Annotated in this window: 12 protein-coding genes; 8 read left to right on the top strand and 4 right to left on the bottom strand. The window is 45.7% G+C overall.

From position 1 onward, the window contains the following. Positions 1-111: 111 nt before the first annotated feature. Entirely contained in the window at positions 112-714 is a 603-nt protein-coding gene (locus A3735_RS16390; protein ID WP_068508616.1) for a DUF416 family protein, read from the top strand. 191 nt (positions 715-905) lie between these two features. Then, positions 906-1,832 carry a hypothetical protein gene (locus A3735_RS16385; protein WP_068508614.1) on the top strand — a complete coding sequence of 309 codons (927 nt, stop codon included), beginning with the start codon at positions 906-908 and terminating at the stop codon, positions 1,830-1,832. A gap of 50 nt (positions 1,833-1,882) precedes the next feature. Here A3735_RS16385 and A3735_RS16380 read toward each other — a convergent pair whose 3' ends face one another. Then, a complete protein-coding gene (locus A3735_RS16380; RefSeq protein ID WP_068508613.1) occupies positions 1,883-2,536 on the bottom strand; it encodes a TetR/AcrR family transcriptional regulator in 654 nt (217 codons plus the stop codon). A gap of 170 nt (positions 2,537-2,706) precedes the next feature. Between A3735_RS16380 and A3735_RS16375 the strand changes: the two genes are divergently transcribed. The 6 genes from A3735_RS16375 to A3735_RS16350 all read left to right on the top strand — a co-directional run bounded on the left by A3735_RS16375 (position 2,707) and on the right by A3735_RS16350 (position 8,968). Beyond that, entirely contained in the window at positions 2,707-4,389 is a 1,683-nt protein-coding gene (locus A3735_RS16375) for an acyl-CoA dehydrogenase family protein (RefSeq protein WP_068508611.1), read from the top strand. A 248-nt stretch (positions 4,390-4,637) separates the two neighbouring features. Next, positions 4,638-4,913, top strand: a complete 276-nt coding sequence (locus A3735_RS16370) for a hypothetical protein (protein ID WP_068508609.1) — start codon at positions 4,638-4,640, stop codon at positions 4,911-4,913. Between the two features lie 191 nt (positions 4,914-5,104). Next, entirely contained in the window at positions 5,105-5,602 is a 498-nt protein-coding gene (locus A3735_RS16365; protein ID WP_068508607.1) for a hemerythrin domain-containing protein, read from the top strand. Between the two features lie 34 nt (positions 5,603-5,636). Beyond that, complete coding sequence (locus tag A3735_RS16360; RefSeq protein ID WP_068508605.1) at positions 5,637-6,026, top strand: putative zinc-binding protein; 390 nt, start codon at positions 5,637-5,639, stop codon at positions 6,024-6,026. A gap of 96 nt (positions 6,027-6,122) precedes the next feature. Then, entirely contained in the window at positions 6,123-8,426 is a 2,304-nt protein-coding gene (gene mrcB, locus A3735_RS16355) for a penicillin-binding protein 1B (RefSeq protein WP_068508603.1), read from the top strand. Continuing rightward, entirely contained in the window at positions 8,417-8,968 is a 552-nt protein-coding gene (locus tag A3735_RS16350; RefSeq protein ID WP_068508601.1) for a tetratricopeptide repeat protein, read from the top strand. The genes mrcB and A3735_RS16350 overlap by 10 nt, the downstream gene beginning before the upstream one ends. A gap of 43 nt (positions 8,969-9,011) precedes the next feature. Here the strand turns inward: A3735_RS16350 and istB are convergent, their stop codons facing one another. The 3 genes from istB to A3735_RS16335 form a co-directional block, all read right to left on the bottom strand. Next, positions 9,012-9,770: an IS21-like element helper ATPase IstB gene (gene istB / locus A3735_RS16345; RefSeq protein WP_068510153.1), complete on the bottom strand. Its 759-nt coding sequence runs from the start codon at positions 9,768-9,770 to the stop codon at positions 9,012-9,014. Positions 9,771-9,800: 30 nt separating this feature from the next. Further along, entirely contained in the window at positions 9,801-11,354 is a 1,554-nt protein-coding gene (gene istA, locus A3735_RS16340) for an IS21 family transposase (RefSeq protein ID WP_068510151.1), read from the bottom strand. A gap of 338 nt (positions 11,355-11,692) precedes the next feature. After that, positions 11,693-13,591 (bottom strand): HD domain-containing phosphohydrolase, encoded by a 1,899-nt coding sequence (locus tag A3735_RS16335; RefSeq protein WP_068510378.1) that lies wholly within the window; start codon positions 13,589-13,591, stop codon positions 11,693-11,695. Positions 13,592-13,611 lie beyond the last annotated feature (20 nt).

Here is a 13,611-nt window from a genome sequence, read left to right as displayed (position 1 = left end):
TTGTTGTGGCTGGTGAGTCTCTTTCTCAGTGCACCCAAACGCTAATCAACACTTTACATAGAGCAGCGACATACTCGTAAGCTTATACCAACTACCTGCAGGCTAGGCACAATGAACCGATTGAAGTTTCAAAAATCTCTCAACTCTCTTAGAGGCTGGCGTGAACGGGCATTTATGCTTGCAATAGCGGAACGCGCCCTTCCCAACGCCCTCCTATATCTTGACAGTATCGAGTCTGACAGCCCTTCAGACTCTCCACTCAAGCTTGCAGACATCGACAGCGCCTGGAACATGCTCATAATTGAGCAAGACGAAGAAGGTATTGTAGAGCTCCTCGATCTGACCCAGGCGAACATGCCTGATACCGAACAGAGCGAACATTATGGTGCCCTGCCAACTCACGATTGCCTAAGCATTCTAGAACAGGCTCTATTGGCTGGGATCAACGATGAAAAACCACGTGCATTGAGCGTTAGCCAACTGTCCTTGGAAACCATCACTCAGTTTATAGAGTTTTCCGAAGGCGACTCACTGAGCGAAAACCAGCTAATAAAGTTATTCGATTCACATCCGCTCATTGAACGCGAGTTTTCATTTCAAGCCGAACTGAGCGAGCTACTAAGATCTGCAAGCCACCCTGGAGAAGAACTGATTCTTGCCATTCGAGAGCTTGCTCAAGATGAAGGCATTAGTAATATCGGTATCAGCCTATAGACCTTAAGAGCCCTAATCTAGGGCTCTCAAAATTTGCAAGCAATTACTTGCAAAAAAATCTGCTAAATTATGTAAAAACTTCCTTGTCAATTCTACCGAAAAATTCTTTCTTCATTATAATTCCGCGCCTCCATCATTTTCTATATTGATCCATTTTCTTACTACATTTATATAACAGAGGTATCGCTTATATGATCGTTTTTACTGCCACCAATAGAGTCAACAACGAAGTTTATGTCGGCAGTGCAAGAGATAGTATGGAAGAACATTGGGCCAGACTGATCGTTCAGGCAGAAGAAGGTGGTTCAGGTGAGTTCTTAGACACTGTACGTGAATTCGGTGTTGATAACTTTACAGTAGAAACCTGGGCTTATGCTGACTCCCCTGCTGAATCCCGAGAGCTGGTTCGCGATGCCTGCGACGAGTTCAATGGCAAGCTTATCAAAACCGGACGTGCACCTGCCCCCACGGTAAATAAGGTTAATCAAGAAGTACATAGCGAGCCCAAAGCAATACAAGAAGCAAAGGCGACGAGTAAGGTAACATCAATCCATAAACAAAGCCCCGCGGCTAAGGCCGCCAGCAATACGCCTGAAGACAAGAGCAGCATTAGCCAAAATCGTAGCACAAAAAAAGAACACGGCCCTGTCACCAGCATCGATGTAAAAGCTTATCTTGCTGCCCAAGCAGAAACAGTCAAGAAAGAAGAAAAGAAAGCAGAAGTCGTCGAATTGCGAAAGTCTGATTCAACCAAAGACTTTGACGATATGAAAGCGGTCATGATGAATATCGAGATGAAGCGTCGGCAAAACCGCGCAGGTAGCAGCACTAAAACGAGTGCGCCGAAAACCAAAACATCCACTGCAAGCAAAACTAGCAATACCAGATTAAAGACCAACAAAGCTAAAACCAGCCCAGCTAAAGACAAACTACCAGAAGGACGTGTTGGCTCAGCTGCCAAGGAAAAGCGAATTAAAGAAGCCATCGCCAAAGAGAAAATGGAACGCGAAGCTGCACAGGCTGCCAAAGCGGCTGCAGAAGCAAAAGAAATGGCAGAAATTATGGCCAGACTTGACCAGCGTACGAAGGAAAAAGAAAGCCTACGTCGTAGGCGCTAGAAGCTGAGGCTCATCTCTTAAATGTTCAAACCTTTCAGGCTCAAAAGCGCTTAGGCGCGACGAACACCTGAAAGGCAAAAGCTCAATATTTCTTCAATCCATTCTTCGGGCTTGAATTCGCCAGGCGTTTGTTGGGCACTGGCGATAGAGCCAAGTAATGTTTCTGCCAATGCACCAACCATCGCACCAGCAGATATCAACGCATTCTGGGGTGCAAACTCATTTTTTTCGACTCCCTCTGTCACCAAGGCCTCAAATATCTCGGCATAGGCTCGTCGATATTTTAAGCGCTCTTGCTGAACCTTTGAGTCTACCGGTTCGGCTATCAAGGCATAAGCCAGACCACGCCCTTCTAAAGCTCTTCTAGAGAAAATCTCTAACGCCATTTTCAGACGTTGCTCACAGCTCAATGCCTCGCCTTCTTGCTGACCTTCGAGTTCATCTTCCACCTGAGGAAAAGCTGCTAGCTGTACATTCCTGACTTCTTTTTCAGTGGCCACCCGAAACACTTCTGCGCACAGTTCTGCTTTCGATGCGAAGTACTTATATACAGTACCGGTCGCAACATCTGCCCTTTCAGCCAACAAAGCAATGGTTAAAGACTGAAAACCTCCCGAAGCGACTAACTGCAAAGCAGTATCCAAGAGCAGTTTGCGCTGTGCTTTCTTTCTGGCTTCAGTTTTTTCTGTCGGGCGATATGCCATGGAATACTCTTTAGTTTTTCTCTTCACACGAGCTTATGAAGAGCTCTTAGAACTGGGTCCTTGAATTTTATCCTAAATGCGCAGAATTGACTATTGAAGCATCGCGTGATTCAATAGCACAAACAAATGAATGCAAGTTCACTTTATCTAAAGGTACGGAGTAAGCGACCATGACCTCTTCTGAATCTTTCAAGCCGAGCAACGCCTATTGGCCAGAAACTCACACTGTCGAGAATCAACCCGAAGCATTGGAAAACTACAATGCCTATGAAGAAGATGCCGCACTCAAAGATGCAGTCAAAGCTCATCAAGGACAAGCTTACAGCGAGGATCTTTCACGTTTTGGCAGGGTCACCGGGTCAGCCGAAGTGCTTGAATGGGGCTTTCAGGCGAACGAGAATAAACCGGTATTCTTTACTCACAACCGCCATGGTAAGCGTATCGATGAGGTACGCTTCCACCCTTCTTACCACCAACTCATGGCGCTCTCAATTAAGGAAGGCATCCACTCTTCCCATTGGACTAAACCTGGCCCAGGCGCTCATGTCGCACGTGCCGCCAAGAGCTATATGATGAGCCAGGTTGAAGCAGGTCATGGCTGCCCTATAACTATGACTTCTGCCGCTATTCCGACACTAAAAAGGCAGCCAGATATCTATGACATATGGGCCCCCAAAGTTATGCATCGAGAATATGACTACCGAAATGTCAGCCATGAAGAAAAGGCAGGCCTCACAATAGGTATGGCAATGACCGAGAAACAAGGTGGTTCCGATGTTAGACAAAACAGTACGCGCGCCTTTGCAATGGGTGCCCAGGGACCCGGACAGGTTTACGAACTAATCGGGCACAAATATTTTGTGTCAGCCCCCATGTCAGACGCATTTTTAGTACTCGCCCAAACTAGTTCGGGTGTTTCTTGCTTCTTGGTGCCACGCTGGCGACCCGATGGCAGCAAGAATCCGATGCAAGTACAACGCCTGAAAAATAAAATGGGGAACGTCTCCAATGCTTCCAGTGAGACTGAGCTACGCGGAGCAATGGGGTGGATGATCGGCGAAGAAGGTCGAGGTGTATCGGTAATTTTAGAGATGGTTGCCATGACCCGCTTTGACTGCATGATTGGCACCTCGGGCATGATGCGCCAGGCAATCTCCCAAATCACTCATCACTGCCGCCAACGCAAGGTGTTTGGCAATACACTCGATAAACAACCACTCATGCAAAATGTACTCGCCGACCTGATTATTGAGCACGAAGCAGCTACGGCTTTAAGCATGCGCATGGCGAGGGCACTCGACTTAAGCAGTGAACACGAGCAGGAAAAACATTTAGTGCGCATGGGAACTGCTATCGGCAAATACTGGATCTGCAAGCGGGCCCCCGGCCACGCCTATGAAGCAATGGAGTGCATTGGCGGTAGTGGCGTAATGGAAGATAGTATTATGCCCCGACTATTCAGAGAGTCTCCTGTAAATAGCATTTGGGAAGGTAGTGGCAACGTCCAGTGCCTGGACATGCTTCGCGCCACGCGTCGTAATCCTGAATCTCTACAAGCCTTCCTGACCGAATTGCATACTGTAGAAGGTAAGCATTCACTGATGGATGAAGCCCTAAATGATCTTCATCAAGAATTCTCTAATCAGAAGGATATAGAATACCGCTCCAGAGGAATCGTTGAAAAGATGGCACTTTGCTTCCAAGGGGCAAGCCTACTCCAATATGGAAATGAAGAAATCGCCAATGCGTTTTGCCTCGCCAGACTAAAAAGTGACAACAAAGGTTGGGTTTATGGTACCCTACCAGGCGATATTGATTGTTACTCGATCATTAATCGAGCAACACCGAACTAAGACGAAGCGAATAAGCCCGGGACATTACCGGGCTTAATAGTCTATGAAGGCTTGTTTTTCTTCTAAAGACATAGGTGATTTCGTCTTATAAATTTTGAACTAGCAACGATAATAATTATAAAAGTCACTATTCGACACCGCTGGTTAACTGCTAACACAGTAGAAAAGAAACAGCATTTAGTAAGGTCTAAACACTAAGTTTGGCCTCAGTAAGAATTGAATAGTGTTTAATATACGGGAGAGAAACTATGTCTGTAGCACAAGAAATCGATGAAGTAATCGTGGTCGATGAAAACATAGAAAAAGGATATTTCTACCTCGAAAACCGCCAATTTCATGGCCCTTATGAAACAGAGGAACAAGCCTCTCAGGCAGCTTTAGAAAACTGCAAATTGTCTTCACCTGGTGAGTGCAGGGCAATCTATCACGGCTCAGCAAAACGCGATAGCGATACCAACCTTAACGTGCCACTTGGCGACATGCGCGAAGCAGGCTCAATAGAATGCCCTGAAGCCGCTGAATAAGCGCTGCTAACTGCTCAGGAGCCCCTCCTGAGCAGCCTATTATTTTTCTATCTGCTCTACCCCCTTTTATCCCTCTTATATCAACTAGGTTGTATAGCTTCGGCTCGGCAATGTTCTTAAGATAAAAGCTCGCCCTGAAAAGAATTCCGATACTATAGTTGCCCACCCCGTTCTTATGAAGTGGAGGAAGTATGCCCGATCAAACTTTAACAGACGGCAATAGCACCCTTGAGCCTCTAGAATCTCTATCAAACCCTGAACTAATTGCTCATATCTTGCAGCGCTACCATGAAGTCCATCGACAACAGCTTAGCGAACTAAATGAAAAGGCTGCTCGAGTTGAATCTGTACACGGTGAACACCCAGAGTGTCCTCATGGCCTATCTAATCACCTGCAAACAATGAAGATAGAGCTCGAACAACATATGTTTAAGGAAGAAAACATCCTCTTCCCTATGCTGGAACAAGGAATGGGAGCAATGGCTCAGGGCCCTATCTCGGTGATGCGTCATGAGCACGATGAACATGCTGGTGCAATCTCCCAGCTATCAGAGCTAACGAACCAGCTGACATTACCAGAAGACGCTTGTAATACCTGGACAAGGCTTTATGCCTTAATTTCTGAATTTATCGAAGATTTGCAAAGTCATATCTCGATTGAAAACAATCTACTCTTTGCTCGCGCCTAACAGTTCTGGCACTCACTGATATTGATAGTAAAAGATGAATCATAGAGAACAGCAGCCTATCGTGTACTCATGCTCTGGCTGCTCTAATGTCGCCCAGCTTACCAATCAATTAGCCCTAGAATTGAACCGTCTAGGACAAGCTGAAATGTCTTGTATAGCAGGCGTTGGCGGACAGGTTAAATCATTAGTTAGACAAGCGAAATCAGAGCGACCGATCCTGGCCCTAGATGGCTGTGCTTTGCATTGTGTAAAACAATGCCTTAACAAAGTTCAAGTCACCCCCACACTTCACCTCACACTGACTGACCTAGAACTCAAGAAAGTAAAGCATCAAAACTTCTCAAAGCAAGAATTTGAACACGCTTACACTTATGTTTCGAAAAAGCTTTCGTCGATCCAAAGTAAGCCTCAGACGCACTTTTAGTCTTATCGTATTAAGCCTCACACATTCCGCTTGGCTCTGATACACTAGCTCTTTCAGCCCCTAGCAGCTTCTGCAACAATAAGTACTTGACGCGAAATGACTAACTCCGCCAATTTCAGGCACAAGCGCCCTCTCCTTCTTCGCCCAACTAGCTTGAAGATACTAAGTGTTTTGGCCTTACTGCTCTTTGCCTGGTGCATATATCTCGATGCTCAGGTCAGATATAAGTTTGAAGGCAAGCGGTGGGCGCTTCCAGCTCAAGTATTTGCCCGCACCCTCGAAATTTATAACGATAAGGCGCTAAACGCCAACAATCTGCTTGATGAACTCAATATGCTAGGTTATCAAGCCCGTTCGGAACCTAAATCCGAACGCAGCTACTCCATTCGTCACCTATCAAGCACCCATCAAGTTGTTGAACTAAAGGTACCTGCTCATCAAACACTTGAAGGTTATCAAGAGAGTAGTCACTTTCGTTTTCATATAGAAAACGATATCGTCACCCAGCTGCAAGGCCTGGGTAGTCATCAAGCGCTCTATACACTAGAGCCTTTAAAAGTGGGCGGCATTTATCCCCGCACTAAAGAAGAAAGAATCCTACTACCCTACGAAGACATACCCGACCAACTCATTGCCAGCCTTCTTGTCACTGAAGATCGTGACTTTAAACATCATTTAGGCATTTCACCGCTATCCATAGCGCGTGCTGCATGGGCAAACCTGAAAGCGGGCAGAGTTGTTCAAGGTGGCAGCACGCTTACCCAACAATTGGTCAAGAATTTTTATCTCAGTCGAGAGCGATCACTTAGCCGAAAGGTAAATGAAGCACTGATGTCTCTGATGCTGGAAGCCCATTATGACAAGCAGTCCATCCTAGAAACTTACATGAATGATGTCTTTCTCGGTCAATCTGGCTCACTCGCTATCCACGGGTTTGCAGCGGCCAGCCTCTACTACTTTGGCAAGGATTTACGTGCCTGCTCTATCTCCGAACACGCTCTACTTGTCGCCATGATCAAAGGCCCGTCCTATTATAATCCTCGCCGTTTTCCTGAACGAGCACTAAAACGACGCAACCTGGTTTTGTCTCTTCTGAACAAGGAGAACCTCCTTGACGATCAACGCTATCAAGAGGCGATCACTCACACATTAAACGTTATCGATAAGCCGACTCTACAGACTAATCCCTACCCGGCATTTATGGACATGGTAAAGCGTCAGCTGGGAAAAGATTACCATGAAGACGACCTACGCACTGAAGGGCTAAAGATATATACCAGTCTAGACCCCCAGCTCCAGCACCAGCTAGAGAATACAATCGCCAGCAAACTTCCAACACTCGAATCAGGGAAACAGACAGGAACGCTTCAAGTAGGCGCCGTGGTCACCGCAACCGGCACCGGGGAAATACTCGCCATGGCTGGGGACAGAAAAGCACGATACCGCGGTTTTAACCGTGCTCTTGATGCAAGAAGACCTATCGGCTCGCTCATTAAACCGTCAATATTCCTTAGCGCACTGGAAAAACCCTCACAATATCAACTCAGCACGCTGGTATCAGATCAGGCATTCAAAATAGAGTTTGAAGATGGGCAAATCTGGGCGCCGCAGAACTTTGATCACGAAAGCCATGGAGAAGTCCCCTTATATCTAGCGCTTGCTAAATCCTACAATCTGGCAAGTGCCCGCTTAGGTTTAGAGCTAGGAATTGACACAGTGCATGACATGCTCAGGCGTTTAGGTGTCAAAAGAGAGCTCACGCCCTACCCTTCTCTATTCCTAGGATCTCAATCATTGTCACCGCTTGAAGTGACGCAGCTCTACCAAACTATCGCCAGTAATGGCTTCAACATGCCCTTAAGAGGAATTCGCGAGGTCACCAACGCACAAGGTGAAACTTTAACCCGCTACCCTTTCAAGCTTAGTCAAGTAGTTGCACCCGAGGCGATTTATTTATTACAAGAAGCACTAGTAAAGACCATGCAAACCGGCACCGGGCGCTCTGCATACAAACAACTACCAGAGCAACTGGTGGTTGCGGGTAAAACCGGCACCACTAACGATAATCGGGATAGTTGGTTCTCAGGCTACTCGGGAGATTACCTAGCAACCTTTTGGCTCGGCCGCGATGACAATAAAGAAACACACCTAACCGGCAGCAGCGGTGCCCTGCAGCTATGGAGCGACTTTATTCGCCGCATCCCTCAATATCCCTTGAGTATGGAAGCTCCTGCTAACATCCAGTACCATTGGTTTGATCAAAACACGGCTCACCTCACCGATGAACGATGCAAGGGCGCTATAGACCTTCCTGTCTGGGGTGAACCAGATACATCTGAATATCAAGCATGTAAAAATGGTTATTCATCGGTGAAAGGGTGGTTAAAATCATGGTTTTAGAAGGCCTCAGTTATTTATTAAAGGCATCTCCTCTGGCTTTAGTGCTCAGTACAGTTCTCCTACTGAGCGCTTGTTCTTCACTCAACACACAGACTAAGCCTAACATTGTCCCCGTAACACCGAGTTCAAAGGCCGACTCACCGATCACATCCAAGCCTCACAGCATACTTAATAAAGCTGTAACACCAGAGGAAAAAAGCATAACTGTCGATAGTGATGCAGCCAAAAATCAAGATGTAGAAGTAAAAGAAATAAACAAGGTAGAAAGCAATATATTAAGCGTTCTACTTGCTAAAGCCGAAAAAGCAAAAAACTCTCAACAATGGCTACGCGCCCAACGAATATACGAACAAGCCATACGGGTCGCCCCAAACAACCCAGAGGTATTTATCAAGTACGGTGATTTATATCGTTTAATGGGAGGAGATGACAAAGCAAAAAGCATGTACCAGCGAGCGCTTTATCTAGCGAGTGGCGACAAGCGTTTAAGAGACCTTGTACTTGATGCGTATTCCGCTAAAACTGATCAGCCGTTGCGCTGAACGTGATCACTTGTTTCCCATCCATGCATCGTGAGTTGTCTTTTTACTTCAAGTGATCATCTTCAGTCAACGAAGTTAGTACTTTTCTCATCGATTCTCCTTTTAAGTTAAGTTTGTGAGCGTTATGCAGTAGCCGGTCTAATATGGCGTCAGCCAAGGTCGGATCGTCGATAAATTTATGCCACTTCGTCATCGGTAATTGGCTAGTCACTATGGTCGATTTACTGTTGTGGCGATCTTCCATAATTTCGAGTAGATCATTTTTTTGAGGCTGTGTTAAAGCCTCCAAGCCCCAGTCATCGATAATTAGAACATCAGCCTTGGCTATTTGGTTTAAGAGTCTTAGGTAGCTACCATCGCCGTGTGAGATGGTCAGCTGCTCGAACAACCGCGAGGCTCTGAAGTATCGTACTTGATAACCGTGCAGACAGGCATGATGTCCTAATGCACAAGCAAGATAGGTTTTTCCGCAGCCTGTTGGTCCCGTCATTACCAGATTTTGCCCTTTGCTTATCCAGGTATTGCTTTGCAAGCCCGCGACTGTACTTTGCTTTAAGCCACGTGGGTGGCTGTAGTCGATATCTTCCATTCTAGCGGTGACCTTGAAGCGAGCAGCCTTGAGCAATCGTTGTAAGCGTTTGTCGTGCCGGTAAGTCACTTCTTGTTGTACTGCTAGGTTAATTCGTTCGGCGAAGCTAAGCTCTTCATAGGTATTGGGTTGATTAAACTGCATCTCTAGTGCTTCGGCTAAACCGGTTAACTTGAGCTGTCGAAGTTGCTGTAAGCTTTGTGTTTCTAACATGTTTTTTCCTATTGGTTTTGGGGTGGGTTTTTAGTGGTAGTAATCAGCGCCGCGCACGTTACGATGAGTCTCTGTTTGAGGTGATGGCGAAGTCTGAGGTGATAATGGAAGTGGCAGTTGATCCATATTGCTTTCTAATATGGACTTAATATTTGCCAGTCGTCGGGCATTGATATGCTGAGCCCGTAAGCAAGCGGCTTCTAATCTTTCTGGTGTGTATTGTTTTGCCAGATTCAGTAAACCCAAGCAGACTCGATAAGCTTGTTCGGGTACCTTCTTTTGTTCGAGTAGGTTTAGTACGATGGATTGCGTTGCAGGCCCGATTCGAGCGCCCCAAGAGATCAGTCTCTCCGGCGTCCAGGCTTGGTGCTTTCGATGGGGCTCAGGCATGTGGTGAGCATTGGTGGTAAAACCCCCTTGGCGCAAGCTCCTAGCATGTCGTGCAACCTGTTTTCCTTTGAAGAAAATAGCAACGCTATCTTGGCTTGCTTGGGCTTCTACTTGAGACTTCACCAGATGATGAGGTACTGAGTAATAATGCTTGTCGAACTCTATGTGGTAGTCGATATTAACGCGTGCAAGTTTGAACTCGACATACTCATAATGCTTCGCGGGAAGCGATTTAAGCGCTGGCTTATCCAAGGCTTCAAATTGACTTAAGCGGGAACCCGGTAGTTTCTTAAAGGCACGGCGGTTAAGGTCATCTAGCAAGACCTTAATAGTCTGATTTAGATCTGCCAGCGTGAAGAAGGTTTGATGTCGTAGTCGAGCCAGTATCCAGCGCTGCACGATCAATACCGCGTTTTCTGCTTTTGCTTTATCCTTGGGCTTGAGTGGCCTAGCGGGAATGATCGCCGTTTTATAATGTGATGCCATGTGCTGGTAGCTCACATTGATACCGGGGTCATAACGACCTGGCTTGCTGACAGCACTGCGTAACTGGTCAGGCACAACGATCTCCGGTACGCCGCCAAAGAACTCAAAGGCTTTCACATGTGCGTTAATCCAGTCGGCTTTGCGTTGCGTCCATGACGCCATTGCGAAGGTGTAGTTACTCGCGCCAAGTATGGCTACAAAGATCTCAGCTGAACGGATCTCGCCAGTATCCGGGTTAACGATAGGTACCGTGGCCCCGCTGTAATCCACAAACATTTTTTCACCGGCAAGGTGAATCTGGCGCATGGAGCGCTTTTGCTTAGAACGCCATTCACGATAGTAGCCGCAATATTGCGAATACTGATAGCCCGCGTCGCCATGTATTTGCTTATATTCCTCCCACAACAATTGCTTGGTAACGCCTTTGCGCTTGAGTTCTTGGTGAATGGCAGCGCAATCAGGCATAACCCGACCATGGCGCGTATTGATCTTGGCGTCGGGGAATAATAAACGTTCTAGTTCATTGTCAGTCATCTCTATTGGAAGTGGCCAGGTTAGCCCAACATCAACCGCTCTTTTTCCATAAGTGGAAACAGTGCCTACGCCGATTCCTAAGCTGCGGGCAATATTTCGATGACTCAGTTTTGCCTCGAGTTTGAGGCGGAGAATATCTTTAATGTGTCGCATTGCTAATCTCTTGTTTGGCATCGTACTCTCGGCTTAAAAGCGCTAAGAATAACGTGCTCGACAAATTGAGTTTCAATGCATGGAAGGAGTTTGTGATTGATGGTGATCAGTCGTTGCGATTACTCGATCACCGTTTGCGATAACAGCTAAAAGTGAGTCATTTTGAATCGCAATGAGTGATCACGTTCCGTCGCAACAGGTGATCACTTTGAATCGCAACGAGCGATCAGGTTCGCGCGGAATACGCACTTGAGAAACTAGAGTCGTTCTAACTGTGCGCGTGTAAGTCAGCATTAAGTTTTAGATACTTGTGTTTCCAGCACGGCTTGATTGGTAAGGATAGAAGAACATGTTTTTAACTATGAATACTCATCTTTCAATATCTCAATAAATACGCCAGCAATACTTGGGTCAAACTGCGTCCCTGAGCAGCGCTTAATTTCAGCAATAGCTTCTAAGCGGCTACAACCCTTTCTATAAGGTCTATCAGCGGTCATCGCATCGTATGTATCTGCGAGCGCTGCAATACGGGCGAGAATCGGAATATCTTCGCCCTTTAATCCATCTGGGTAGCCTGTTCCATCATATTTTTCATGATGACTTCTTACTATAGGTAGAATCGCTTTAAACTTATGGATTGGTTTAAGAATAAGCTCCCCCTTTACTGGATGTTGACGAATGATTTCAAATTCACTATCCGTAAGTGGCTCAGCCTTGTTTAGAATCTGCTCATAGGTACCGATTTTCCCAATATCATGGAGAATGCAGCCCACCTTGAGAAGGTTTAATGATTCGGAATCAAGTGATAATTTCCGTCCAATACGTAATGCCAGAGCTGTCATGCGCTCCGAATGCCCCTTAGTCCAGTGAGACTTAGCATCAATTGCAGAACTCAAGGCAGAGGTTGTATCCAAAAACATTGAATGCAAAGACACATAGTTTTCTGCATTTTCGATCGCTATAACAGACTGGTTGATTAGCGTCTGGCAGAGGGCGATTTTTTCTTGAGAAAAAGGTTCCCGGTCCCACACTCTTGACTCACCCAAAATAATAGCACCCTCTGAGCGTCCTTTAATAACTAAGGGAAAGATTAAACCGGAATGTGTTTCAGAAGTGAAAATTTGTTCCAACTCAACTTTATGTCTCCGATCAAACATTTCTGTATTAGAAACTGATACGTATCGTCCAGTGTCAAAAGCCTTCTGTAAGTCAGGACAATATTTTACGTCTAACTCGTTTCCAATGCCAGGCTCCCAATCTAGCATCCTGATGGGATAGGCTGCGCGAATTACAGGGCCTGCATGCTCACTATCTTTTAGAGCAATACGGCAATAGGTTACTTTCAGTGTACTTGTTAGTTTCTGCGCCATAAGCTTTAGCAACTGCTCAATATCTAACTCGGACGAGAGTTCAGCGCTTGCCAATAAAAGTATCTCAAGGTCTAAAGAACGTTCCTTTAGCTGAATACTGTGTCTATCCAGTTGGTCTTTGAGGCTTAGGTGTTGATGGGAAAGCTGTTCAGCCATGCTGTTGAAACTGTCAGCAAGTTCCTCCAATTCGTCCCCGGTATCTAAATTGACTCGATAATCCCATTCTGAGCTTTTAAGCCTCTGAGTCGCCTTAACCAGGTCGTTAATGGGACGTGTAATCGAACGAACTAGCTGGAAGCTAAAAAAGACAAGGAAAAAGACGAGAAGCGTGCCGCTAATGACAACGCTTTTTTGTGCGCCATAACGCATCTCAGATGCTTCATGAAAAGCTTTTTCTAATTCATGGTCAAGAAAAATATGAATCTGGTCTAGCTGTGTTATGATTTTCTGGCCTAATGCATCGAACTCACTCAACAAGCTGTTTTTCCCGCTAGTTTCGGTAGAACCCGCTAAAACTAATAGGTTCGAGCTCAGGCTAGATAAGCGAGCAATGTCACTTCTAACTCGTTTCAACAGAAATTGTTCTTTTTCAGCTAATATGGGTTTATGCTCAATTGTTTGCAAGAGAGCGTTTAGCTCGTCAATAAGATTGCTGAACTGTGAACCTTCTTTTTTGACTCGAATAGAAGCCCGTTGTTCGGCTAATAGGGATACAAACACAGTTTGTGCTTGATCGACTATTCCAGTATGGCTAATAATTTTGTCTACCAACAAAAACTTCTTATCTATCCTAGATTGCTCAAATAAAACGTAGGCTAGTGTCGCGGAAATTAATACAAGACACACAACAACGGCTATAATAATCCGGCTTCGAATATTTGTTTTCAATAAACTCGTCCTAATAATTC

Source organism: Oleiphilus sp. HI0061, assembly GCF_001635675.1.
This window is presented reverse-complemented; position numbering and strand designations above follow the sequence as displayed.

Excerpts from the sequence above, each read along its gene's own strand:
- A3735_RS16380 (WP_068508613.1), bottom strand. The coding sequence starts at position 2,536 with ATGGCATATCGCCCGACAGAAAAAACTGAAGCCAGAAAGAAAGCACAG.
- A3735_RS16385 (WP_068508614.1), top strand. The coding sequence starts at position 906 with ATGATCGTTTTTACTGCCACCAATAGAGTCAACAACGAAGTTTATGTC.
- istA (WP_068510151.1), bottom strand. The coding sequence starts at position 11,354 with ATGCCAAACAAGAGATTAGCAATGCGACACATTAAAGATATTCTCCGC.
- istB (WP_068510153.1), bottom strand. The coding sequence starts at position 9,770 with ATGTTAGAAACACAAAGCTTACAGCAACTTCGACAGCTCAAGTTAACC.
- A3735_RS16360 (WP_068508605.1), top strand. The coding sequence starts at position 5,637 with ATGAATCATAGAGAACAGCAGCCTATCGTGTACTCATGCTCTGGCTGC.
- mrcB (WP_068508603.1), top strand. The coding sequence starts at position 6,123 with ATGACTAACTCCGCCAATTTCAGGCACAAGCGCCCTCTCCTTCTTCGC.
- A3735_RS16365 (WP_068508607.1), top strand. The coding sequence starts at position 5,105 with ATGCCCGATCAAACTTTAACAGACGGCAATAGCACCCTTGAGCCTCTA.
- A3735_RS16370 (WP_068508609.1), top strand. The coding sequence starts at position 4,638 with ATGTCTGTAGCACAAGAAATCGATGAAGTAATCGTGGTCGATGAAAAC.
- A3735_RS16350 (WP_068508601.1), top strand. The coding sequence starts at position 8,417 with ATGGTTTTAGAAGGCCTCAGTTATTTATTAAAGGCATCTCCTCTGGCT.
- A3735_RS16390 (WP_068508616.1), top strand. The coding sequence starts at position 112 with ATGAACCGATTGAAGTTTCAAAAATCTCTCAACTCTCTTAGAGGCTGG.
- A3735_RS16375 (WP_068508611.1), top strand. The coding sequence starts at position 2,707 with ATGACCTCTTCTGAATCTTTCAAGCCGAGCAACGCCTATTGGCCAGAA.